This is a genomic window from Aquimarina sp. 433 (assembly GCF_054054605.1).
The window spans coordinates 143,577-167,815 of sequence record NZ_JBSWZK010000012.1; the positions used below are offsets into that span (position 1 = coordinate 143,577).

Here is a 24,239-nt window from a genome sequence, read left to right on the forward strand (position 1 = left end):
AAAGCAACTAAAGTTGATTTACTTCTAGGACTCTCCTTCGATAGCCGTAAATTGTTTGATCGCTGTATTGGGTTCTATGATATTATAACCTTTCCAAAATTCTGGATCATATTTAGACATATATTGCGGTTTAATGCTTTTATTTTCTTTACTGTTTTGATATTCAGCTTCTGTAATAGGTTTGGTGTCGAAAACAACTACTTCGTATTTGCTAATCTCACCAGCACCAATATCTAAACCTAAGGATAGTTCGTTTTGTTTGCGTCTTCCTTTTACAAACTTATTTTTTTCGATGATCTTTAGTGGTCGATCGATTCCGAATACATTTCCTCTCGTTTTTTCTATATAACGCACACCATATTTACCATCTTCACCTTTTGTAAAAATTGTTTTTCCTTTATACATAGTATCGTGAAAACTGATTCCCAATAACCCAAAATTTCTTAAGTTTTTTACATTTTCATAATCCACTCTCATGATCGCAAAATCTTCGGTGTTTACGTACATGGTGCCTTTAAAATCAGCTCCTCGTTTTGGTTCAAAATTGATAATATATACGCTGCTGTCATCCATGGTAGTATAATCGATTAACTCGAATCGATATCTTCCGGATTTATCAATAAAATTCAGCTGAGAGTCTTCCTGAAAGAACATGCTAGATAATAAACTTTTTAAGGAAGATTTTCTGTAGTTTAAGAAGTAATTTTCTTCATTTTTATTAGGTTTTTCGATCTCTTCTTTAACTTCTGCAGCTTCTTCGTTAGCATCAAAAATAGAATCCATTTGTACTTTTGTACCTAGAATCCAACCTGATTTAATCTTTAGGTAGGAATTAGGCTTTACATTTTTTTTCAGGATATCTTCGAGTTTATCCGAGAGCGCTTCCATAGAACCATCATTACTCTTGTCATATAACTCTGCTCCTTTAATGATATTCAGTTTTTGTTTATCATAATCACCATATAAGTCACATAATGCTTCCGTATAATACGCAGATTTTCTAGGAATGATAGAGATAACGCTATCGATAAATTTCTTATTAAATTCTTTAATCGTAGATTTTTTAAATTTCACATTGATTTTATGTAAATCACTAAAATCGGATTGTCGGTAGAATAGTTTTTTATGAGATAAATCAGTGCTGTAGTTTTGTGCTAGATTATCTTTTACATTATCGATAATCTCATCGATAGTTAGGTTTTTATTAGAGATAAAAACACCGCTAAGTTCAATAGCTTTAGGTTCTATATATATAATGCTATCAGAAATTGCATTTAATGCAATTCCAACTTTTTGATATCCCATAGAAGAGATATAGATAGAATCTATTTGAGCAAGTTTTTCATCTAACGTGATGCTGAATTTTCCTTCTTCGTTTGTAATGACACCTCTATTTTTTGCTAATTCTATAGTAGCGTATGGAATGGGCTCATTAGTCTTTTTATCAACTACGGTAGAACTTATGGTTTGTGCCGATAGCATAAAACCTGATAATAAGGAAATAGAAAATACTGTAAGTTTTTTGATATTCATGATTTGATGATTTCGTTTTTTGATCTATATGTATAGACGCTGAAATGTCTATAAGGGTTGCTTGGTTTATTACTATATGAAGAAGACGAATGGTAGAATTAATTGTTACAGAATGCGATATAAAAAGAAAATCACAATAGAAACAGAAGTTTCATATCGTGATTTTCAGCATTTAACTAACTAAAATCTTATAAGATCTATTCTTCTACTCCTAATAGATTATCATTAGAGTTTCGATCTATTAATTTATTATATGGATCAATCCCTGCTTTTTCTGGTTTTTGATCTGTTGTAATCGTAAAGGTATTTTCGCCAGGTTGTAACCACTTTCTTTCTAGATAGTATGGGTTTTTAAGAGGAACGTCTTGTTCATCGATAATATCCTCTCCAAACAGACCAATTTCGATATAATTGGTTTTATCATCGGTACGTTCTTCTTTTCCTTCATCATCGTAGTAGATTTTTTTAGAATCCACAGTAAAGGTAGTTTCGTATTTTCCGTTATCTAGTTTTTTTGTCTGCGCTTTTTTAACACGGTTTTCATACAACACAATCTTTTTAAAACCATCTTCTACAGAATATTTAAGAGAATCTGGTGCTACTTTATAGATCGCATCATATAAATTTTTTGAGGTAGGATAAACTCCTTTTTCATAATTTTTATATTCATTTAAGAACCCTTTTAAGGCGGTATTGATTTTTTCTTCACCAATGATATCTTGCAACTCATACATCACCATAGATCCTTTTCGATACCAGATATAACCTCCCGTTTCCACATTGATTAAAGATCTTTCAGGTTTAAAACTAAAGGCACGACTTCGTAAGTACGTATCCAAAGAGTACTTAAGAAAGTTTTTTATACCGTTTTCTCCATATTCCTTTTTCATGGTCATTAAAGAAGAATATTCTGCTAAGGTTTCTGAAATAATATTAGCTCCAGAAGTTTTACTAGGAGTAACAATATGTCCCCACCATTGATGTGCAACCTCATGAGCTGTAACACGAAATGCATAGTTAAAATCTTCTGCTTTTTCGAAATCTGCTACAAATCCAAAATCTTCAGAATATGGAATCGTAGTTACAAATGATTGTGCAAACGTAGAATGTGCTGGAAACTCTACAACTCTAATAACAGAATTCGGATATTCATAAAAGTTTCTAGAACAATATTCTAAAGCTACTTTAGTTCCATCTATAAAATGTTGTAGATTCTTTTTGTGTTTTGGAGAATGATAAATCTCTATATCCACCTTTTTACCGCTAGGAGCCGTCCACGTAGATTTTTCTACATCGTATCTTGCAGAGACTACATTAAAGAAAAGATCTGTTTGGGATTCTAGTTTATAATGAAAGTAAGCTCTTTCGCCTTCTTTCCATTCTTTTACTAATTTACCAGGCGCAATAGCAATCTGATCAGAAGAAGTACTTACGATAGCTTCAAAATTGATATAATTCGCATCTTCGTTAAATAAATTCTTCTTAAGCGCTGTAGAATCAGTTCTCGGTGGAAATAAGTAATCTAATTTTTCTAAGTCATATTTTTTACGAACTCCATTATCCGAAAGAGTTCGATCATAATGAAAACTAGGAAAAATAGAATTGTTTAAAAATGTACCATTGTTTAGCACCTGCGTTTCCATACTATTAGAGAATCCCTTGGTTTCTGCAGACATAGCAATAGATAACTCTGCTGTTCCTTTGGGTTGCAGTGTATTAGGTAATTTATAGAAATACATTCTATTAACAGTATCAGAAATAACAGGCTTGATGTTTTCGCCATTATAGGTGATTTCCTCAAGTTGTGTATGTAATGCAGGATATTGTACATTTAATAACAGGGTGTCAATAGGAGTGCTATAGTTGTTGATTAAGCTAAACTCTCCGATTGCTTTTAATCCTCTTTCATTAGGATATACATCTATATAAGCTTTTAGATCTGTTACTTGTGGATGTGCCTGATTGATCAATCGACCATATTTTTTCTCCGCATTGGCAGCAATTTCATTAAAATAATCACCATCTTCGATACGATTCAGTACCTTCAGGTTATAGTAGCTGTAACCCGCCACCGATGAGAATGAAATTATTACTAAAAGGAAAGCACCTACCAGTTTAAAGTTAAGCCTTCTTTTAGCGAGTATAAATCGCTCTTTTGCCGAAGAGAAAAACCCTCGATTCCAGAATAAGGTTCCTACTACTAATAGAATACCCATCATTAAAATCCAGTACATGCTAAGTGTAAAAGCACCATGCATATAATGACCAAATCCATTAAGGTCACTTAAGAAGAAGGGTGTGGTTCCCGAAAATATAAGTAAAGGATTACTACTTTTAAACGCTAATGCCACTAAAAGAGGAAGTCCGATATATATTAGAATAATGATAAAATGACCTAAAAACTTATTGTTTACCAAAACATGCACAAAAAAGCACAAGAAAATGGTAGCAATAAAATTCGGAAGGATTAATGCAAAATTGTACAAGGCAGCCATTCCTAATTCATACCCAAAATAACCATTAAAAGTTTGGAATAAAATACCAATGATAATATTTACCAACGCCAATACTACAGCTACTCCCACTAAAGATAGCACTTTAGAAAAGTATAAACTGGTATTGTTTATTGGCAGCGCATCATAAAATACAAAGGTTTTGTTTTTTCTAGTTCTATGAACAGCTTCACCGGAATAGATAATTAAAATTACTACAGATAAAAGAGAGATTCCTCCAGAGATAAAGGTCACTATAAATCTCGTTAACGGAGAGTTGGGTGTACCGTAGGTTTCATTGGCATTAAAAATGGTAATCAAGGATATGATAATACCAATAATGATTAATATGATAAAAACGGGGTCTCTTACGATCGATAAAAACTCAATTTTACTAAGTGATAAAAGATTTCCTCGTTCTGTTTTTTTATCAAATATCTGAGAAATACCACCGACAAAAGATGGTGCTTCCTGATCATTTTTACTTTTCTTTTCTTTCTTACCAGAAATTAAGAACTTTTTATAGTCGAATTTGAATAAGGTCAACAGGAAAAATAATAATCCAAGACCAAGCCACATCATCCTATTAAGTAGAAACTTACCATAGATTGGTAATTGGTTTGTATTTAGTTCATTGATAGACCAATATTTTTTCACATAAGAAAATACTCTACCACCAAAAGGGTCTAAATAAACCGTTAACCACTGATTATCTAAATTGGATAATAAATTTCCAGAGATACTATAAAGCAAGAATAAAAAGATACCTCCTAGATAAATGATTGGCATTTTTTTGAAAAAAGCCATTAAACAGAAGAATAGAGATCCAATTAAAAATGCATTTATTTCTAAAATAAATATAAATGGTAGTATGTAGGACGCCAAGTTAAAAGAGTCGTAGCTACCATAATCTGGTCGATCCAAATACATTCCTGTTGTAAAGCCGATAATGGCTCCAATAACAATAAATAAGTTTAGGAAAGTTACTATGGCAAAACTTCCAAAAAACCTTCCTAAAACGTACGATTTTTGAGTAATCGGAAAGGTAAAATACGTTTGTGCAGTTTTATGATCCTGATCTCTAAAAATAGGAACTCCCATAATTGCCGCATAAAAGAAAATGGAAATAACAGAAATAGGAGCAATAACATCGATAATATTATTAGGACTATTAACAAACTGAGCAGTAATTGATTTCTGAAATACCGCTACTAAAAGTGCCATAGCTAAACCTAAACCAGCATAAATCCAAGTAGCTGGTCTACGAAAGCGATATTGTAATTCGAATAAAAATATTTCTTTCATAATTATACAGGTTGCTTTTGATTTTTATTGATACTAAAGAAGTAAAATTCTTCTAAGCCATTTTCCATTTGCTCAAAACCTTCTTCAGGAGTTGTTTCACTATAGATATTGATAAAAAACTGACCACCTCTTAGGTAATTCGAGAGTACAGTATAGTTGTTTTGGTAATGCTCTAATTGAGATTTTTCAATTTGTTTTTTAAATATTTTACCGTTAAGTGTAGCAGACAATTCTTGAGGGTTTCCTTGCGCAAGGATGGTTCCTTCATTAAACACTGCCATATGCTTACATAGATTGGTAACATCGTCTACAATATGAGTGGACAGAATTACAACCGCATTTTCTCCTAGTTCACTTAATAAATTATGAAAACGATTACGTTCTAAAGGGTCTAAGCCAGCAGTAGGTTCATCAACGATGATAAGTTTTGGATTTCCCAGTAATGCCTGTGCAATACCAAAACGTTGTCGCATTCCACCAGAGAAATCGCCAAGATTACGATCTCTAAACTTATATAGATTTACTTTGTTTAATAGATCAGCAACATATCCTTTTCGTTCAGCACTGTTGGTAATTCCTTTTACTTTTGCTATATGATTAAGCATCATTTCTGCAGAAACCTTTGGATATACACCAAAATCCTGTGGTAAATATCCTAATATCTTTCTTAATTCTTCTGGCTGTTTAAATACATCAATTCCATCGAAATTAATAGATCCAGTATCTGCCAATTGCAACGTAGCAATGGTTCTCATTAATGTTGATTTACCAGCACCGTTAGGTCCTAATAAGCCAAACATTCCTTTTTCTAAGGTAAGATTTACATCATTAAGAGCTTTGGTTCCATTTGGATATGTTTTGCTTAAATTTTTTATCGTGAGCATAAGTAATTATCGTTTATTAAGTTTAATAATTCGTACAAATTTCTGTACTGTATTATTGTATAAGTTATTGTTTGTAATTATTTATTATTTAATGTCTTAGCAAGTTTATCACGGAATTCTTTATCCGTTAAAATCTTGAGTTCAAATTGATTCATGCTTGCTCGAAGCTTTTTGCTTTCCATAATCCCTAAATCATTTAGAAAATACGCTAACTCTGTAGTATTACCTTTTTTGTCAGTAGCGTATAGCGCTTTGGTAAGAACAAATGCTGTAGATCCTCCTTTCATACCAGCATGGGTAAACCATTTTTGATTTCCTGCACTTTCCATTAGCCCTTCCATCACTTCATCCAAATACTCATAAGTTTTTGAATCAAAATATGACTTAGAATTTAACTTTTGCATTAATTGAGCGTATTCATTTACTGTGGATGCAGGTAAATTATCAGACCAGATTCTTTGAATATTCAATCCCCGATCTTCTCTATCAGCTTTATAAATAGTATCTTTTACTAGTTTTGAATGGATAGTATTGGTAATTTCTCTGTACTCTTCGATGCTTAGGTCTCTAAGTTTGTTTTCTAAATCTTTTCCCTTGCTATTAGGAAACTTTTCTTTCCCAACAAATAAGGAAGATGCGAGATAGTATATGTCTGTATGATCAGTTATACCTAAGCTATCTATTCTTTGATTAATTTTTTCCAAGCCTAACTTTCTACTTAACCATTCGGTATTAGCATTCGAGCTATATCGAATCATTCCTTTCGCAATTTCTCTAATGGATATACCGTTATCAGTAATTTTTGATTTCACGGATGTTAACCATTGTGGGTGTGCACCACCATCGGTATTAGGGATGTAAAACTTATCTAGTTCTTCGATTGCAATAGCTTCGTCTGGATTTAATGTTCCACTTGCGGATTGGATGGCATATTCGATAGCGAGAATTATTTTAACAGTACTTGCCAAAGGCATCTCCTTATCAACATTTTTTTCAGCGATTATAGAATCATTACGTATAAGTTTTATTGCAGCTTTATCCGGATTTTTCTTTATAAAGTCCAAAACGAAATGTTCATTCGGTTGAGTATAGTATATACCCGCTGCACCAAGTAATGTGACAATACCAATGATAATTCCTACAACAATTATGATTTTCTTTATCATTTTTCTTTTTTTAAAATGGACTTCAATGAAATTAGTAGGGAATGTGAATAGATTGTTACAAATTAGGTTCAATTTTATGAAAATCTTGAGTGAGGAATTAAGGGATAAGTTGGTATATTTACCATTCTTATTAATTACTAGCACATTGTAATGCATCAACTACGCAGAAATAGAAGATTACGAACTACAGAAGCTATTAGATCTTTAGTTCGAGAACATACTATAACACCCAATGATTTTTTAGTGCCACTATTTGTGGTTGAAGGAACGAATGTAAAACAAGAGATACTTTCGATGCCTGGATATTATCGATATAGCTTGGATTTATTAAAGAATGAAGTCAAAGAGTTATGGGTAATGGGACTAAAAGCGGTTTTACTCTTTGTAAAAGTACCCGATAATTTAAAAGATAATCAAGGAACCGAAGCAATCAATGCAGATGGTCTTATGCAGCGTGCTATAAAAACAGTAAAAGAAGTAGCTCCCGAAATGTTGGTAATGACCGATGTAGCTTTGGATCCGTACTCTTCTTACGGACACGATGGTATTGTAGAAGATGGGTATATTGTAAATGACCCTACTTGCGAAGTCTTAGCCAAAATGTCTTTATCTCATGCACAAGCAGGTGCGGATTTTGTGGCACCCAGTGATATGATGGATGGAAGAATACTAGCTATCCGAGAATTGCTAGAATCCGAAGGTTATAAAAATACAGGCATCATGAGTTATAGTGCTAAATATGCCTCAGCTTTTTACGGTCCATTTAGAGACGCATTAGATTCGGCACCAGGTTTTGGAGATAAAAAAACATACCAAATGGATTTTGCTAATCGAGATGAGGCAATAAAAGAAACATTGATGGATATCGATGAAGGTGCCGATATTGTGATGGTAAAACCCGGATTAGCTTATCTGGATATTTTGCGAGATGTAAGTGATGCTGTGGATGTGCCAGTAGCCGTGTATCAAGTTAGCGGAGAGTATGCCATGCTAAAAGCCGCAGCAGAAAAAGGATGGTTGGATCACGATGCTATTATGATGGAACAATTAATAGCATTTAAAAGAGCAGGAGCTAATATCATTGCTAGTTATTTTGCAAAAGATGTAGTTCGACTTTTAGGATAGTTTTAAAGAAAAATTTTATGGTAAGCAGAGATCGATTGTATCAGACTTTTGGAGAACTTTTGTATGTAATTGCAATGAGTGATGGTGTCATTCAAAAAGAAGAAGTCAATGTATTAGAAGAAATTTTAAAAGCGCATCCAAAAGGACAAGATATAAAATGGTCTTTTGATTATGAAAACAGGAATGATAGTGATATCGAAACCTTATATAAAAAAATAATTGAAGTTTTTTCGGATAACGGTCCGGATGAAGAGTACGATTTTATGATCTATGCCTTAACCAGAATTGCTGAAGCTAAAGATGGAATAGAAGCTAACGAACAAAAAGTAATCACTAATTTCTCTAAAGACCTTTTAGAGAGATTTAAAAAAGATATAGATAATTTATTTAACACCTAAGATCACACAAATGAAAAACATTGTTATTGCACTCTTAAGCGTTGTATGTATCGCTACAAGTTGTCAGTCAGAAAAAAAGCAGGAAAAAGAAAAAATTGTAATCGGAGGGAAGAAAGAAACAGCGTCTCCTGAGTTTGAATTAGGTGAGAAATTATTCAAAGGAAAAGGAAATTGTTACTCTTGCCATAGAATGGATAAAAAATCTGTTGGTCCAAGTGTAACTGCTATTATGAAGATTTACAAAGAACAGAACGGAGATGTAGTTGGATTTTTGAGACAAAAGAAAGATCCTATTGTAGATCCTGAGAATTATGCTGTAATGAAAACCAATTTCACTAGACTGGAAAAGTTTACCGATGAGGAATTAGAAGCAATTGCTTTGTATATGAATGAAGTGAGTTCTAAGTAATGAAGCATGTATTTTTTGTTTTAGTTTTTATAACATTTCCTGGCATGGCACAACAGCTTACTCCTAAATCTGCATTTTTAGAAAAATGGGAGAACTCTAAAGCATATCTCGTAGCAATGGCAGAATCAATGCCTGATGATAAGTATGCCTTTAGACCTTCAGAGAGAGAAATGGACTTTAAATCTCAGTTACTACATATCTGTGGTAATATGACATGGTTAAGCACAACCTATTTTTCTGAAGAGGAATTTGATAGACAAAAATTTAACGAAAGTGCACCAGATACCAAAAATGAATTGATACAGTTTGTAAAAGATTCTTTCGATAAGGCACATGCTCGGATAGAACAGACATCAGAGGAGACTTTAGCAGATAAAGTTGATTTTTTTGCAGGACCTAAATCAAAGCTTCAAATATTAAATTTGTTACAGGATCATGTTACCCATCATAGAGGGCAGCTTATCGTATATCTTAATCTAAATGAAATCAAACCTCCTAAATATGTGGGTTGGTAGCAATAAGTATTCTTACTTTTTATTTTTACAAATGAATACCAAATCCGTACTTTAGCAAAACCAACTAATAAATAATTATGGCATTACTAATCGTATACGGAGTTGTATCTATTTTCTTTTCTTTCTTGTGTTCTATTTTAGAGGCAGTATTATTAAGTATTACTCCAACCTTTATAAACGTTAAGAAAAAGGAAGGTAAAGCATATGCAACCGCTTTAGAAAAATTAAAAAAAGACGTTGATCGACCGTTGATCGCTATTTTAACACTTAATACCATTGCGCATACGGTTGGTGCAATTCTAGTAGGTGTTCAGGCAAAAGTAGCATATGCAGAAATTTATGGATCAAAGACCACAACAATTTTGGGCATGGAAATGACTGAAGATCTTATGGTAGGAGTGGTATCATCGATCATGACCATATTAATTTTAGTGGCTTCGGAGATTATACCAAAGACTATTGGAGCTACCTATTGGAAACAACTTGCTAATTTTACTGCGAAAGCCTTAAACATACTAATTTGGCCATTAAAATGGACAGGTATTCTGTGGATTTTACAATTAACCACAAAATTAATAGGTGGTAAAGGACATCATGGATCTGTATTAAGTAGAGAAGATTTTACAGCAATGGCTGATATTGCAGAAGAAGAAGGTGTTTTTGAAGAGTCTGAATCTAGAGTCATTAAAAACTTGCTAACGTTTAAAGAAGTATTGACCAAAGATGTAATGACGCCTAGAACGGTTATTAAAACTGCTTCAGAAAACACAACGGTGGAACAATTTTTTAATGAAAATCAAAATCTACGATTTTCTAGAATTCCTGTATATAAGGATAAAGCTGATAATATAACAGGTCAGGTACTTAAAGACGAAATTTTCAAAGAAATGGCTAATCAAAATGGTCATAAGCTTTTAGGAGAGATAAAAAGACCTATAATCTTTACAACCAGAAATCTACCTATTCCTGATTTGTTTAACGAATTGATTCAAACCAAAAATCATATTGCTTTGGTAGTAGATGAGTATGGTTCTGTGAGTGGATTGGTAACCATGGAAGATGTTATCGAAACACTATTAGGTCTAGAGATTGTAGATGAAAGTGATAATGAGACTGATATGCAGATTTTAGCACGTAAAAACTGGGAAATCAGAGCAAGAAAATTGGGTATTTTAACTGAAAAACAAGGAGAGTGATTGCCACTGCCTTCATAGAAACTCCGTTAGGCATTGCTTCTATTACAGGCGATGAAAAGGGGGTTTCTGAAATTTCAATTACAAATAATACCGAAGAAGAACATTCTAATACTATTCCAGAAACACTTAAGGAAGCTGTGACACAGCTGCAGGATTATTTTGAAGGGAAAAGAGATCACTTTGATATAAAACTTAATCCATCAGGAACTGATTTTCAGAAAAAAGTATGGAAAGAGCTAACCAAAATTCCGTTTGGTAAAACGGTTACTTATTTAGATATCGCCAAAAATTTAGGAGATCCAAAATGCATTAGAGCTGCTGCTTCTGCAAATGGAAAAAACCCACTTTGGATAGTGATTCCTTGTCACCGTGTAATTGGCAGTGATGGCTCTCTTACAGGTTATGCTGGTGGATTATGGCGTAAAAAATGGTTGTTAGATCATGAAAGTCCCATAAAACAACAAACTCTTTTTTAATGTTAAGCTTCAAATACTATTTTTTCTTTTTCTTATTAGGAGTAAGTTTCCAAATGGTAGGCCAAGATGGTTTAGACAAGGAATTAAAAAAAACATACGATCTAGAGAAGAAATCTATAGAAAAGTTAATAAAAGAAGGAGATAGTCTCTTTAACGCTGAACAAATCCAAGCGTCTAAAGATTCCTACGACAGAGCTTTTACTTTGATTCAGAATAGTTATGAAGTAGATAGTTTACAACTGTCCATTAAACGAGTTGAATACTTTTTTACCACCAAGACCAGAGAATATATAAGGTCATTACAAGTTCTGGATTTTTTAGAGAAGAATTGCAAAGAAACCAATGATGTAGATTGTCTGATATATATAAAGAGTAGGTTAGGGACTATTCATAATCGAATAGGTGAATACATAAAGGCTTTAGAGTATTTTGGAGAAGGTTTGGAACTTTCGCATAAGGAAAATAATACGAGATTCTTGTGGGAGCTTTCTTTAAATAGAGGAGTGCTATTTCTGGATATCGGAGATCAGGAGCAGGCTAAAATGGATTTTAAAAAAGCATTATCCTATGTTGATTCGGCAGATACGAAGAAAAGAAAACCCACTACCTATCTAAATTTATCAGCTTCATATCCAGATCATCAGGTAGATTCGATTTTATATTATTCTAGAATGGCATCATTAGGTTGTGAAAAGGAAAAAGTAAACTCACGACATTGTATCATGGTGTATAATAATATCGCTTGGTCGTATTATTTGAAGAACATGCCCAAAGAAGCTTTAGAAGTAATTAGAACCAATATATCATGGGATAATGATAATCTTACTTATAAAGATGGAGATGATTTATATCCTGGATTAATGCACACTATGGGTGCTATTCAAACAGGCCTAGGAAATTATGAAAAGGCTTTGGAGTACTTTCTAATTTCACAAAAATATTTTGAAAGAAAAAAGGATGTTTCGGATCTTATTACAGTAAAAGAAGATCTTTCCAAGCTATATGAAAAAAGAGGAAATATTAAAGCTAGTCTTAAGACATTGCGAGAGATTAGAGATTTAGAATCTCTCCAGCTAAAGGTAAAAGTGAGTAAAGAGGTAGCAAAAAATGAAAGCAAGAATTTACTTCTCGAAAAAGAAGAGGTTATTTCAGGTTTAGAGGAGAAAAACTCTGAGATTGAAAAAGAAGTAAGTAAATCAAAATGGTTGAGTTATTTATTAGGAATACTTTTATGCATCACTGTTTTGGTCTTTATGTTTAGGGCATACCGAAGTAAAATAAAGTATTATCAGATCAATGAAAAATTAGCATTAACAAGACTTACTTCGTTGAGATCTTCTATGAATCCGCATTTCTTGTTTAATACCTTTAGTACACTACAGAATTATATTTTGAAAAAAGACAATCTAAAGGCGAATGAATATATGACGGAGCTTTCTGGATTGATTAGAAATGTACTAAACAGCTCAGATAGTGTCTATATTAATTTTAATAAGGAAGTTGAGGTAATTAGGTCATATGTTAGTTTGCAACGAGGTCGATTTCAAGAAGGTTTTGATGCAGTATTTGATGTGGATCCTATTTTAGAAGCTCAGGATCCTAAAATTCCTTCAATGGTGATCCAGCCATATATAGAAAATGCAATTATTCATGGGTTTTCTCACTCTCCTTTTAAAGGGAAATTAAATATAAAACTTAAAAAGGAAAACAATACGGTAGTATGTAACGTTAGAGATAATGGTATTGGTAGAGAAGCCTCAGAAAAGCTGAAAAATAAAAAAAATGAAACGTCTCATTTGTCAATTGCTACCGAGAATACTTATGAGAGGCTTGAAATCTTAAACGAAATAGTAGCTGCCAAAGCGAATATAATCATAAATGATCTGAAAAATGATGAAGGGTTGCCAGCAGGAACCGAAGTGATTATTACATTGCCAATTATTAAAGAAAGTTAGCAGATGGAAAATGTTTTGAAATGTTTTATAATTGATGATGAAAAAAAGGATAGAGAAAATATAAGTCTACTACTAAAAAACTACTGTCCACAAGTAGAAATAATAGGCGAAGCTTGGGATAAGAATTCTATTATTGAAGGACTATCGAATGAAAATCCAGATTTGGTATTCCTCGATGTGCAATTAGGCTCGATTACCATTTTTGATATTTTGGAAGAGCTGGAAACTATTGATTTCAAAATTATTTTTGTGTCTGCCTATAATCAATACGCCGTAGAAGGGTATAAGTATAATGCTATAGGATATTTGCTAAAACCTATAGAACCAAGACTTTTAGTAGAAAACATTAATAAGACAATTCAGTTACAGGAAAAAGTAGAGAGTAAGGAAGAAGTAATTGCCAATTTTAAAGAATTATATTCTAAAATTCATGAAGTTCCAAAAATCTCTATTACTGATTCAAGAGGAACGCATGTAATTAAGATTCCCAGCGTTTTATATTGTATAAGTAATGGAAACTATACAACCTTGATCCGAAAGAACGAAAAAGAAATTGTTATTTCTAAAAATTTAAAATACATAGAATCCAAGCTAGAACCTTTTGGTTTTTTTAGAATTCATAGATCCTATTTGATCAATTTAGATCAGGTTAATACTTTGGTTAAGGATCAGGGCGGATATGTAGTAATGTCGGATGAAAAATCACTACCTATAGCAAGAGACTCCAAAAAAGAACTTTATCAAAGGCTAAATGTGATTTAATTTAGTGTTAGACAGTCTCTTTTTCCTTAATTTGATAAGTAGAATTATAGCTTTTTTCCCACAATAAATGTTATGAATGCATAATATTTTTGGTAGTCCATGTGCAACTTATACATTCAAACATACACTTTATACACTCAGAACTACCAAAAAAATAGTATCGATTTTTATTAGAGAATTATCTTCTAACTTTGATAAGAACAACGTCGGTATATAGCTTTGATGAGAATAATATTGTAAACACACTATGGTTACGTCTGCCGAAACCCCAATTTTCGGTTTGTAGTAAAGTTACAACTTAAGATTGTTATAAATAGAAATATTAAACTGATGTTTCTTTTTGCTTACATATATTGCACAAACTCAACGCTGGTATCTAACAAAGTTAAGTGTAACAGCAATATAGCTTAATCGAATTAAACTAACGTTGAAATAAATGCCTGGATATCTTTCAGGCATTTTTTTATACCTACTTTATTTTCATCTGATTATATTTATTGTTTTTAGGGACCTGATAAAATAGCTGTAGAATCTTTTTAATTAGTATCAATGCGTTGATAATGGGTTATTTCATACCTTAGACATTCAAATAACGATCTGCATGAAAATTATTAAAATATTATTCAAAGGTTTAGTTGCAATTATTTTACTGTGCGTCATACTACTTTACATATTTGATTATGATTATATTCTTAAAGGAGTTAGAGTTGTGTACATGACAGGACACACAACTGCTTATATCGACGACTACACATATTTTGATAACCATGTTATAAAAAAATCCGATACACCTATTCCCTGGAAATTACATCCCGATTATAACAAAGCTACTCCAACAGAAACATTAAATAGAGTAAATAAAGAAATGGGGACCGTAGCTTTTATGATCATCAAGAATGATGAAATATGGTACGAAAACTATGCGGATGGCTATGGTACAACCTCTAAGACCAATTCATTTTCGATGGCCAAGAGTATTACAACAGCTCTCTTAGGAAAGGCTATTATGGATGGATATATTAAAAGTATAGATCAACCCATAGGCGATTTTTTGCCTGCTTTTTCAGAAGGATTAGCAGCTAACGTAACCGTTGGTGATCTTTCTTCTATGTCTTCTGGATTAAATTGGACAGAGCATTATACGAGTCCTTTCTCAATTACAGCCAGAGCGTATTATGATCCAGAACTAAGAGAAGTTATGAATGGCCTAGAAATTATTGATGAACCCGGAAAAGAGTTTGTGTATTTAAGCGGTAATACTCAATTATTGGGGATGGTCATTGAAAAGGCTACACAAAAAACGCTGTCCGATTATCTGAGTGAAAGTTTTTGGAAACCTATGGGTATGGAAGAAGATGCACTTTGGCAAGTAGATAGTGAAGAGAGTGGAATGGAAAAATCATATTGTTGTATTGCAAGTAATGCAAGAGATTTTGCGCGTTTTGGGGTTCTTTTTAAGAATGATGGAAACTTTGATGGTAAGGAAATATTACCTAAAGAATTTGTGAAGTTGGCTACTCAAAAGCGGTTTGAAAATGATGATATGTACGGTTATGGATTTTGGTTGTCAGATCATTTAGATAAAGAGATTTTTGTAATGCGCGGTATTTTAGGTCAATATGTAATTACTATTCCAGAGGATGATGTTATTATTGTAAGATTAGGTCATCATCGTGGATTACCAGAAGGTTCTTTTAGTGAAGATTTTTTTATCTACATAGAAGAAGCTTATCAAATGTTAGAAAATGCTTCATAAGATTAATTTAGAACATATATTGTTTCTGGATATAGAAACAGTTCCCGAGCAAAAAAACTTTGATCAGTTGACAGATGAAATGAAGTATCTGTGGGCTGATAAAACAAAATATCAACGAAAAGAAGAATTCTCTCCAGAAGAGTTTTATGATCGAGCAGGTATTTGGGCAGAGTTTGGAAAAATTGTTTGTATTTCTGTAGGGTATTTTAAGTTTAAAGGCGAAACAAGATCCTTTAGAACAACTTCTTTTTATGGAGAAGAAAAACAGCTACTAGTTGATTTTAAAAACTTGATAGAATCTCACTTTAATACTCCACATCACTTGTTATGTGCGCATAATGGAAAAGAATTCGATTTTCCATACATTACCAGAAGGATGATTATCCATAATATAAGTTTGCCTTATAAGCTTAATTTATTTGGTAAAAAACCATGGGAAGTTCCTCATTTAGACACCATGGATTTATGGAAATTTGGAGATTATAAACATTATACTTCTCTTAAGTTGCTAACAAATATATTAGGCATTCCTTCTCCAAAAGATGATATCGATGGCAGTCAGGTAAGAAATGTGTATTACGAAGAAAATGATATCGATCGTATACTAATTTATTGTGAAAAAGATACTGTGGCGGTAGCTCAGATATTACTTCGACTTCGACAAGAAGAACTTCTCGAGGATAGCGAAATTATATCTGTTTAATGTAATATTTTAAGTCCAATACTTGTGCTAATTTAAGGCTGCTAAAACAGATTTGCTTACCAATTTCCCATTAGGTTTGGAGGTTTCTTGTTGCACCAAACCAACATTTTTAGAAATCCATTGTTTTACTATAAATGTCCGTTTCATTCCCATGCTCATAGTAACTTCGTTGGTATAGCTAATCAGATAACATTCAAAGGATCCTGCTGAGGTTGTAATGATTTCTTTTGATTGCACTTCTCTATTTAGTAAGTTCACTTTCATGTCAATACTCATAACACCTGCATCGATCGACATAGATACATATCCATCTTCTAGCTGTTGACCAACAGTTAATGAATTAGGAATATCAATACCTTTTCCTTCAATCGTATAATCCATATTCTGATATTGTTTGTATAGCTGAGGGGAAATAATAGTTTCAGGATCAATAGAAGTAACACCATCTTTACATTCAATAGAAAATTGAGTATCGGTTATTGTTTTTTTCTTTTTTGCATCGATCATAGACATTTGAATGCTAATGGTTGATCCTGAACTTGTAGAATTTATATCTACTATTTTATAATTTGTTTTAGAAGTTAGCTTGTCTTTGTGATTAAAATGATGCAAAGTAATTTCTGTTCCTTTTTTTGAAGGATAGTAAGGACTACAATTGTTTTGAGCGATACAGTTTGTTAAAGCCAAAAAAGCAATGATGAATGATAAAGTTTTCATATGTAGGGAATATATTTGTTAATCTTTTATTTATCATTAGTGTACTTATATGGGATTTGGTAAACATATTGCAAAAAAAATCGCTCTTTAGAGCGATGATTACGTAGTAGATTACTATAAAGAGGTATTAATTTCTCCCATTTTCATCAGGGTATAATGTATACACAGGATCACTTTGCCAATATTCTTTAGTATCGATATCCATAGCTGTTAAGGAACCTTTAAAAGCTGCTCCAGTATCGATATTCCATATACAAGTAGCGTTTACAGGAGTTGTTTTGTTTATTCTTGTCACGGGTGTGTGACCAATATAGATCTCATCAAAAAGCAGCAGTCTTTTTGGGTAATTTAAATCTGTTTTTTTTAGTTTAGGATCTATGGCAAGAGCGGTTTCCCAAAGCGTTCGATCCCAATAAAATAATTTGTCAAAATATTCATGATGAGGACCATGCAAATTTGTAAATCCTGCATGCAAAAATAATCGATTGTGATTATCAATATGATAATTCAATAGCCTTTCATAAAATCTAAGGTGTGCTGTTTTCTCTTCTTTAGGTAATTGGCTATAGGAATCAATAGTCGCCTGACCTCCATGTTGCATCCATTTTGGATTATAGGTGTTCTTAGTTAACCAAGTATAGCAGAGTTCATCATGATTGCCTTTAATAAAAATGCAATTATGAGTTTCCTGTAAATTCATAAGAAAAGATATTAATTGAGCGCTGTCACTCCATCCATCTACATAATCTCCTAGAAAGATTATGGTGTCATCTTTGGTGATGTTAGCTTTTTCAATTAGTTGTTGAAGCGCTTTTAAAGCTCCATGAATATCTCCAATAACAATAGTCCTACTCATGTTTAATATTTAAAAAGCCAAGATACTGTTTTACATTTTTTTGAGAGGTAAGAACAGGTTTATATAAGAATGTTTTTACGAAAATCGAAAGAATATAGCCTAGTGATTGGATTGTTTTAATTATATCTTACTTTTCTCAAAATCCGCATACTTTCTTTGTACATAGAATATACATCAGAATTGTATGCTTTAAGATATGGTTTTGCTTCTTCCAATTTGTCTTTGGCTTCAGAGAATTTATTTAAATAACAAATAAGATAGGTAGCAGGAAGATTTATCATATCCGCTTTATCATTCTTGTTAAGAGGTATTTTATTTCTTAATTTTTCAATCAAGGCATTATTACTGTTGTACAAATGATAAAGTGTTTTTTTGTCAAATTGTGGAGGTTTAAAGAGTAGCTTATTATCAATATCGTAACTTCCATTCGCTTTAAAGGTAATGACTACTTCTTCCAGAGGATAATATTCATAAGTATCTTGTAGTCCCATATATACATACTCCACAATTTTAAACTGATCTTCTGATAAAGTTATAGATACTTCATCTAATTCTGAATAAAAGAGTTTTACATGTTCATTAATAAGCTCTATATCTACTCGAGAATAATAGGTTTTACCATTTTTGCGTTTTTCTTTCGCTGCCCAGCATACCACAAAATACTCTTTAAAAACTTTATAAGCAGGGCTATAGTCTTTACGGGAGTTCATAAAATCAAAAACACCGTCAAGAGTCAGTTCGATATTATTTTGAGCATGACTTTCAATAGCACTAACAATTTCAGAGTTTACATCTTTGATTTCGATATCAAAAACTTTGGGCATACTAATGCTTCCATCTCTAAAAAAGACGCTACCACCATAGTATTTCCATATGTTTTTTCGAAGCGCACATAATTTTCCTCCTTGCGGTCTTATGGTTACCAAACCTACGACTTTGTCAGATGGTAAATGAGGAAAAGGAATATTCTCATAAGAAACTATGGGAGGGTTCTGTAAATATGCATTAACCAAATTTTGGATTTTACTATCATCAAAGAAATCTACACCTTCAATTTCATTATCCTCATCTTCTACGCCAATAACGATATAAGAATTGTTTTTAGGATTGGAATTGGATAAGGCACAAATATGTTTTAAAAACTTTGCTTTGCCTTCTTTTTCACCAATATTAAGTTTACGTTTTTTGTCATAAAAACTGTTTTCGTCATTATGAGCAAGTAGGTTTTTGATAAGAAGGCGTTTATTAATCATTCCATTCACAAATAGCAGTCCACACGTTTCCCTGTTAAACTTAGTTATTTTTATTGGGTCTGCAATAGGATGATAATAAACAAATTATCAATTTTTGTTCACAATAACACTATTAGCTTGTGCTGTTGGGAGTACAACGAGATCCGAAATATTCACATGATAAGGTCTAGTTACCACAAAGGCAATAATATCGGCAATATCCTCTGGTCTTAGAGGATCAAAACCTTTATATACTCCATCTGCTCTGGTATCATCTCCTTTAAATCTAACATTGCTAAATTCTGTTTCTACTAATCCAGGATGTATTGCGCCAACTCTAATTCCGTGAACATTGAGATCGATTAGCATTCCTTTGTTGATAGCATCAACAGCGTGTTTACTTGCGCAATATACATTTCCGTTAGGGTATACTTCTTTACCAGCAATGGATCCAATGTTAATGATATGACCAGACTTTTTAGCAATCATTTTTGGGATTATTGCTTTAGAAACATACAATAATCCTTTTACATTAATGTCTAGCATAGCATCCCAATCTTCTATATCTCCCGTTTGTACAGGGTCTAGTCCATGAGCATTTCCAGCATTATTGATTAAAATATCAATAGATTCAAATTCTTTGGGAAGTTCTGAAATGTTTTTAAATACGTTTTCTTTTTCTCTTACATCGAAACACAGCGTATGTACCTTTACTACAGTTTCTAATTCACTTTTTAACTGATCCAAACGCTCTTGTCTTCTTCCGCATAATATTAAATTTATTTGATGTTTAGCAAGTTCAAAAGCGGTTGATCTTCCTATACCACTAGTTGCTCCTGTTATCAATGCCGTTTTCATATATCGAATTATTTTGTTTAATTTCTTTTTTTGCAACATCCATCTTCCTCCTTCGTCTTTTTAGAACATCATCGCGAAAGCCGATGAAAACTGTTACGTCCGTTTTTCAGTAAAAGATCTAAATATACTGTAAAATTTGGGCGTAAGCGTATTTTAGGAGGATACATTTAACCTATAATTAACAAGAACAAGAAAAATATTTTAACAATTTGCATTGCTGAAACATGAATGTTAAATTCACGCCTTTAAAAAAAAGAATAGATGGAAGAAAATAGTTCTATTGATATTGCTTCAATCAATGAGAAGATACAAAGAGAATCTGCCTTTGTCGATCTACTTACTTTAGAAATGAATAAAGTAATTGTAGGTCAAAAACATATGGTGGAACGATTACTTATAGGATTACTAGGACAAGGACATATTTTGTTAGAAGGGGTTCCCGGATTAGCAAAAACACTAGCTATTAATACCTTGTCTAAAGCGGTACAAGGAAGCTTTAGTCGTATACAGTTTACTCCAGACTTATTACCCGCAGATGTGGTAGGAACCCTTATTTATAATATGAAAGAGAATGATTTCTCTATAAAGAAAGGACCTATTTTTGCAAATTTTGTTTTGGCAGATGAGATCAACCGTGCTCCAGCAAAAGTTCAAAGTGCGCTGCTAGAAGCGATGCAGGAGAAACAGGTTACAATCGGAGATGAAACCTTTGTACTGGATAAACCATTTTTAGTAATGGCAACACAAAACCCTGTAGAACAAGAGGGTACTTATCCATTACCAGAAGCACAGGTAGACCGTTTTATGCTAAAAACAGTTATTGATTATCCTAAGTTAGAAGAAGAGCAATTAATAGTTAGGGCCAATCTAAAAGGTAGTTTCGAAAAAGTAAATCCTGTGGTGTCCATAGATCAAATTCTTAGTGCGCAGAAAGCAGTAAGAGAAGTTTATATGGATGAAAAAATAGAAAAATATATACTCGATATTATTTTTGCTACTCGTTATCCTGAAAAATATGGTTTAGAAGATCTAAAGCCTCTTATCAACTTTGGAGCTTCTCCAAGGGGAAGTATCAATTTAGCAACGGCTGCAAAATGTTTCGCTTTTATAAAAAGAAGAGGATATGTAATTCCTGAAGATGTTAGAGCGGTAGTACACGATGTATTACGTCATCGTATTGGAATAACTTACGAAGCAGAAGCAGAAAATGTTACTTCGGAAGATATTATCAATAAAATTGTAAACGAGATCGAAGTACCATAGGATTGTCATTCCTGCGAAGGCAGGAATCTCATAATTATTAGATAAGAAGTATGATTTGATAGATTCCGCATTTGGTGCGGAATGACAAAATAAAAAATGGATACTAAAGAGTTACTAAAAAAAGTTCGGAAAATTGAGATCAAGACAAGACGCTTGAGCGATCACATTTTTGGAGGAGAATACCATTCTACCTTCAAGGGGCGAGGTATGACTTTTAGCGAAGTGCGTCAGTATCAATTTGGAGATGACGTTCGAAATATTGATTGGAATGTAACTGCAAGATATAATGAGCCTTACATCAAAGTCTTCGAAGAAGAACGAGAGTTGACCATGATGTTGATGGTAGATGTTTCTGGGTCTCAATTATTTGGTACAAAACAGCAATTCAAAAAAGAAATTATTACCGAAATAGCGGCTACCTTAGCCTTTTCTGCTACTCAGAATAATGATAAAATTGGATTGATTCTTTTTACCGATGAAATAGAACTTTTTATTCCACCAAAGAAAGGTAGATCTCATGTACTGCGAATTATTAGAGAGCTATTAGAATACGAACCAAAGAGTACAAAAACGGATATCACTGAAGCATTAAAGTTTTTGTCGAATGTGATGAAAAAGAAAGCAATAGTATTTGTACTCTCTGATTTTATAACAGACGGTTACCAGCAAACGTTAAAGATAGTTGGTGGCAAACATGATGTAACAGGAATTAGGGTATATGATCAACGAGAAGAAGAAATTCCAAACCTGGGAATGGTTCAAATGGAGGATGAAGAAACTGGAGAATTACTGATGGTAAACACAGGTTCTAAAAAAGTACGAATGAACTACGCCAACTACTATCGTGATCGTGTAGATTATTTTAAAGATAGCTTTACCAGAAGTGGTGCTGGATCATTGAGTAGTAGAGTAGACGAAAGCTACGTAAAAAAATTATTAGGATATTTTAAACGAAGAGGATAGGCGATAATTAAGAATGAAGAATTATAAATTACTAATTATAGATAACAATATCAGTTTTCCATTTTTTGGAAAAACTTCCAAAACGTTATTGCTACTGTTTTTTATGGTCTTGGGAGGATTTCAAATCAATGCCCAAGTAGTTACTAGCATTGATTCCACGTCTATTTTAATTGGAGAAGAGATAAGATATAAAATGCAGGTTGAATCTGATTCTTCGGAAATTGTAATTTTTCCAGAAGGGCAGACCTTCTCTCCGCTAGAAGTAATAGAATCTTATAAAACGGATACGACCAAAAATGGTAAAAAGTTTAATCTGATTAAAGAATATGCATTAACCCAATTCGATTCGGGATTTTATACCATTCCAAGGCAAAAAGTAATGATAGGAGATCGAGTATTTTTTACGGATTCCCTAAAAGTACAAGTTCGCGATGTATTGGTAGATACGACCAAACAGAAGATGTATGAAATCAAACCTTTGGTAGAGGTAGATGCTTCTTTTTTTAATTGGAAAAAATATATATGGTGGATTTTGATCCCATTAATTATTGCTGGGTTAGTAGTCTTTTTTGTACTACGAAGAAAAAAGAAAAAAGAGGCACAAGAAGATGAATTACCACCTTATGAAAGAGCAATTCTTGCATTACGAAGAATAGATGAATCCCATCTTTTAGAACAAGACTCTCATAAGGAGTATTATTCGCAATTAAGTGATACTGCTCGTAAATATATAGACGAAGAAGTTTATGATCATGCGATGGAAAGTACTACCGATGAGTTAATTGCTCGTCTGGATGAAGAAATCAAAAAAGGGTCGTTAAATCTAGATAAACAAACTATCAAAGAGCTTAAGACCGTTCTTAAAACGGCAGATATGGCTAAGTTTGCTAAATCCAAACCTGATATCGGTACGGCAAAGGCAGATAGAAATGTGATAGAAAGAGTTATTAATGAAACTAAAGATGCGATTCCGGAACCTACAGAAGAAGAATTATTAGCCGATGAAGAGTACCGAAAAGCTACTGCCGAGAAAAGATTAAGAAAGAGAATCATATTCGGAAGTATTGCTGGTTTTGGTGTTATTGTAATCACTTTAATGATATTTATCTTCGTAAAAGGGTATGATGTCGTAAAGGATTCATTACTTGGTCATCCTACAAAAGAATTGGCAGAAACCGAATGGATCAGCAGTGCATATGGCGCTCCTCCAGTTACCATTTCTACGCCAAAAGTGTTGATCAGAAATAATTTCCAACTAACAGAAGAGCAAAAACAGATTTTAAAAGGAAATGAAACCTTCGTATACGGAAGTTTAATAGGAAACTTCTTTATTTCTGTTTCAACGATACAATATAATCAGAAAACCGAGGTGGATCTTAATAAGGTGGTAGAAGGAGTCGTAGGCAATTTTGAGTCTCAAGGGGCAAAAAATATTACGGTGAAAGATGAAGAATATGAAACTTTAGCCGGAGCCAAAGGAATAAAAGTATACGGTAGTTTGGAGGTAATGAATTCCTTGACTAAAAAAGAGCAAAAAAGCGATTATTTAATGCTCAATTTTGCAGAAAATGGAGGCTTTCAACAAATAATGGTCGTTTTTAATAAAGAAGACCGTTATGCCAAGGATGTGGCTCAACGTATTATAAATTCAGTAGAACTTAGAAATGCCAAATAA

21 protein-coding genes are annotated in these 24,239 nt (G+C 32.8%); 13 read left to right on the forward strand and 8 right to left on the reverse strand.

Annotated features, from left to right (window positions below; genetic code table 11):
- Positions 1-24: 24 nt before the first annotated feature.
- The 4 genes from ACWNT5_RS21215 to ACWNT5_RS21230 all read right to left on the reverse strand — a co-directional run bounded on the left by ACWNT5_RS21215 (position 25) and on the right by ACWNT5_RS21230 (position 7,380).
- The gene (locus ACWNT5_RS21215) at positions 25-1,533 is read right to left on the reverse strand and encodes a carboxypeptidase-like regulatory domain-containing protein (RefSeq protein ID WP_456518508.1); all 1,509 of its coding nucleotides are present in this window, start codon (positions 1,531-1,533) and stop codon (positions 25-27) included.
- Between the two features lie 197 nt (positions 1,534-1,730).
- The gene (locus tag ACWNT5_RS21220) at positions 1,731-5,330 is read right to left on the reverse strand and encodes a M1 family aminopeptidase (RefSeq protein WP_456518509.1); all 3,600 of its coding nucleotides are present in this window, start codon (positions 5,328-5,330) and stop codon (positions 1,731-1,733) included.
- 2 nt (positions 5,331-5,332) lie between these two features.
- Positions 5,333-6,214, reverse strand: a complete 882-nt coding sequence (locus ACWNT5_RS21225; protein WP_299608820.1) for an ABC transporter ATP-binding protein — start codon at positions 6,212-6,214, stop codon at positions 5,333-5,335.
- 77 nt (positions 6,215-6,291) lie between these two features.
- A complete protein-coding gene (locus ACWNT5_RS21230; RefSeq protein WP_456518510.1) occupies positions 6,292-7,380 on the reverse strand; it encodes a serine hydrolase in 1,089 nt (362 codons plus the stop codon).
- A 150-nt stretch (positions 7,381-7,530) separates the two neighbouring features.
- Here ACWNT5_RS21230 and hemB point away from each other — a divergent pair, with 150 nt between their 5' ends.
- The 10 genes from hemB (at position 7,531) to ACWNT5_RS21280 (ending at position 16,675) form a co-directional block, all read left to right on the forward strand.
- Entirely contained in the window at positions 7,531-8,505 is a 975-nt protein-coding gene (hemB, locus tag ACWNT5_RS21235; protein ID WP_456518511.1) for a porphobilinogen synthase, read from the forward strand.
- 17 nt (positions 8,506-8,522) lie between these two features.
- Positions 8,523-8,903, forward strand: coding sequence for a tellurite resistance TerB family protein (locus ACWNT5_RS21240; RefSeq protein ID WP_299608811.1), 381 nt, complete (start codon positions 8,523-8,525; stop codon positions 8,901-8,903).
- Positions 8,904-8,913: 10 nt separating this feature from the next.
- Complete coding sequence (locus tag ACWNT5_RS21245; protein WP_299900663.1) at positions 8,914-9,312, forward strand: c-type cytochrome; 399 nt, start codon at positions 8,914-8,916, stop codon at positions 9,310-9,312.
- Positions 9,313-9,356: 44 nt separating this feature from the next.
- Positions 9,357-9,827 carry a DinB family protein gene (locus tag ACWNT5_RS21250; protein ID WP_456518512.1) on the forward strand — a complete coding sequence of 157 codons (471 nt, stop codon included), beginning with the start codon at positions 9,357-9,359 and terminating at the stop codon, positions 9,825-9,827.
- 77 nt (positions 9,828-9,904) lie between these two features.
- On the forward strand, positions 9,905-11,023 hold the full coding sequence (locus ACWNT5_RS21255) for a CNNM domain-containing protein (RefSeq protein WP_299608804.1): 1,119 nt from the start codon (positions 9,905-9,907) through the stop codon (positions 11,021-11,023).
- Positions 11,023-11,499 carry a methylated-DNA--[protein]-cysteine S-methyltransferase gene (locus ACWNT5_RS21260; RefSeq protein WP_299609186.1) on the forward strand — a complete coding sequence of 159 codons (477 nt, stop codon included), beginning with the start codon at positions 11,023-11,025 and terminating at the stop codon, positions 11,497-11,499. Before ACWNT5_RS21255 ends, ACWNT5_RS21260 begins: the two co-directional genes overlap by 1 nt.
- Positions 11,499-13,454: a tetratricopeptide repeat-containing sensor histidine kinase gene (locus ACWNT5_RS21265; protein ID WP_456518513.1), complete on the forward strand. Its 1,956-nt coding sequence runs from the start codon at positions 11,499-11,501 to the stop codon at positions 13,452-13,454. The genes ACWNT5_RS21260 and ACWNT5_RS21265 overlap by 1 nt, the downstream gene beginning before the upstream one ends.
- Before the next feature lie 3 nt (positions 13,455-13,457).
- A complete protein-coding gene (locus ACWNT5_RS21270) occupies positions 13,458-14,216 on the forward strand; it encodes a LytR/AlgR family response regulator transcription factor (RefSeq protein WP_299900669.1) in 759 nt (252 codons plus the stop codon).
- A gap of 601 nt (positions 14,217-14,817) precedes the next feature.
- Positions 14,818-15,972 (forward strand): serine hydrolase domain-containing protein, encoded by a 1,155-nt coding sequence (locus tag ACWNT5_RS21275; protein ID WP_299608795.1) that lies wholly within the window; start codon positions 14,818-14,820, stop codon positions 15,970-15,972.
- The gene (locus ACWNT5_RS21280; protein ID WP_456518514.1) at positions 15,962-16,675 is read left to right on the forward strand and encodes a 3'-5' exonuclease; all 714 of its coding nucleotides are present in this window, start codon (positions 15,962-15,964) and stop codon (positions 16,673-16,675) included. Before ACWNT5_RS21275 ends, ACWNT5_RS21280 begins: the two co-directional genes overlap by 11 nt.
- Before the next feature lie 27 nt (positions 16,676-16,702).
- On the opposite strand, the gene ACWNT5_RS21285 is transcribed toward ACWNT5_RS21280, so the two are convergent.
- The 4 genes from ACWNT5_RS21285 to ACWNT5_RS21300 form a co-directional block, all read right to left on the reverse strand.
- Positions 16,703-17,392, reverse strand: coding sequence for a TapB family protein (locus tag ACWNT5_RS21285; RefSeq protein WP_456518515.1), 690 nt, complete (start codon positions 17,390-17,392; stop codon positions 16,703-16,705).
- A 127-nt stretch (positions 17,393-17,519) separates the two neighbouring features.
- On the reverse strand, positions 17,520-18,248 hold the full coding sequence (locus tag ACWNT5_RS21290) for a metallophosphoesterase (RefSeq protein ID WP_456518516.1): 729 nt from the start codon (positions 18,246-18,248) through the stop codon (positions 17,520-17,522).
- Between the two features lie 116 nt (positions 18,249-18,364).
- Positions 18,365-19,501 (reverse strand): ATP-binding protein, encoded by a 1,137-nt coding sequence (locus ACWNT5_RS21295; RefSeq protein ID WP_299608783.1) that lies wholly within the window; start codon positions 19,499-19,501, stop codon positions 18,365-18,367.
- A gap of 87 nt (positions 19,502-19,588) precedes the next feature.
- Positions 19,589-20,338, reverse strand: coding sequence for an SDR family NAD(P)-dependent oxidoreductase (locus ACWNT5_RS21300; RefSeq protein ID WP_299608780.1), 750 nt, complete (start codon positions 20,336-20,338; stop codon positions 19,589-19,591).
- 261 nt (positions 20,339-20,599) lie between these two features.
- On the opposite strand from ACWNT5_RS21300, the gene ACWNT5_RS21305 reads away from it, so the two are divergent.
- From ACWNT5_RS21305 to ACWNT5_RS21315, 3 genes are all read left to right on the forward strand, one after another.
- Entirely contained in the window at positions 20,600-21,601 is a 1,002-nt protein-coding gene (locus ACWNT5_RS21305; RefSeq protein WP_299608777.1) for an AAA family ATPase, read from the forward strand.
- Positions 21,602-21,697: 96 nt separating this feature from the next.
- Positions 21,698-22,564, forward strand: coding sequence for a DUF58 domain-containing protein (locus ACWNT5_RS21310; RefSeq protein ID WP_299608774.1), 867 nt, complete (start codon positions 21,698-21,700; stop codon positions 22,562-22,564).
- Positions 22,565-22,577: 13 nt separating this feature from the next.
- The gene (locus tag ACWNT5_RS21315) at positions 22,578-24,239 is read left to right on the forward strand and encodes a DUF4381 domain-containing protein (protein WP_456518517.1); all 1,662 of its coding nucleotides are present in this window, start codon (positions 22,578-22,580) and stop codon (positions 24,237-24,239) included.

Bases quoted from the DNA above. Each gene is read 5' to 3' on its own strand.
- ACWNT5_RS21215 (WP_456518508.1), bottom strand. From the start codon at position 1,533: ATGAATATCAAAAAACTTACAGTATTTTCTATTTCCTTATTATCAGGT.
- ACWNT5_RS21220 (WP_456518509.1), bottom strand. From the start codon at position 5,330: ATGAAAGAAATATTTTTATTCGAATTACAATATCGCTTTCGTAGACCA.
- ACWNT5_RS21225 (WP_299608820.1), bottom strand. From the start codon at position 6,214: ATGCTCACGATAAAAAATTTAAGCAAAACATATCCAAATGGAACCAAA.
- ACWNT5_RS21230 (WP_456518510.1), bottom strand. From the start codon at position 7,380: ATGATAAAGAAAATCATAATTGTTGTAGGAATTATCATTGGTATTGTC.
- hemB (WP_456518511.1), top strand. From the start codon at position 7,531: ATGCATCAACTACGCAGAAATAGAAGATTACGAACTACAGAAGCTATT.
- ACWNT5_RS21240 (WP_299608811.1), top strand. From the start codon at position 8,523: ATGGTAAGCAGAGATCGATTGTATCAGACTTTTGGAGAACTTTTGTAT.
- ACWNT5_RS21245 (WP_299900663.1), top strand. From the start codon at position 8,914: ATGAAAAACATTGTTATTGCACTCTTAAGCGTTGTATGTATCGCTACA.
- ACWNT5_RS21250 (WP_456518512.1), top strand. From the start codon at position 9,357: ATGGCACAACAGCTTACTCCTAAATCTGCATTTTTAGAAAAATGGGAG.
- ACWNT5_RS21255 (WP_299608804.1), top strand. From the start codon at position 9,905: ATGGCATTACTAATCGTATACGGAGTTGTATCTATTTTCTTTTCTTTC.
- ACWNT5_RS21265 (WP_456518513.1), top strand. From the start codon at position 11,499: ATGTTAAGCTTCAAATACTATTTTTTCTTTTTCTTATTAGGAGTAAGT.
- ACWNT5_RS21270 (WP_299900669.1), top strand. From the start codon at position 13,458: ATGGAAAATGTTTTGAAATGTTTTATAATTGATGATGAAAAAAAGGAT.
- ACWNT5_RS21275 (WP_299608795.1), top strand. From the start codon at position 14,818: ATGAAAATTATTAAAATATTATTCAAAGGTTTAGTTGCAATTATTTTA.
- ACWNT5_RS21280 (WP_456518514.1), top strand. From the start codon at position 15,962: ATGCTTCATAAGATTAATTTAGAACATATATTGTTTCTGGATATAGAA.
- ACWNT5_RS21285 (WP_456518515.1), bottom strand. From the start codon at position 17,392: ATGAAAACTTTATCATTCATCATTGCTTTTTTGGCTTTAACAAACTGT.
- ACWNT5_RS21290 (WP_456518516.1), bottom strand. From the start codon at position 18,248: ATGAGTAGGACTATTGTTATTGGAGATATTCATGGAGCTTTAAAAGCG.
- ACWNT5_RS21295 (WP_299608783.1), bottom strand. From the start codon at position 19,501: ATGATTAATAAACGCCTTCTTATCAAAAACCTACTTGCTCATAATGAC.
- ACWNT5_RS21300 (WP_299608780.1), bottom strand. From the start codon at position 20,338: ATGAAAACGGCATTGATAACAGGAGCAACTAGTGGTATAGGAAGATCA.
- ACWNT5_RS21305 (WP_299608777.1), top strand. From the start codon at position 20,600: ATGGAAGAAAATAGTTCTATTGATATTGCTTCAATCAATGAGAAGATA.
- ACWNT5_RS21310 (WP_299608774.1), top strand. From the start codon at position 21,698: ATGGATACTAAAGAGTTACTAAAAAAAGTTCGGAAAATTGAGATCAAG.
- ACWNT5_RS21315 (WP_456518517.1), top strand. From the start codon at position 22,578: ATGAAGAATTATAAATTACTAATTATAGATAACAATATCAGTTTTCCA.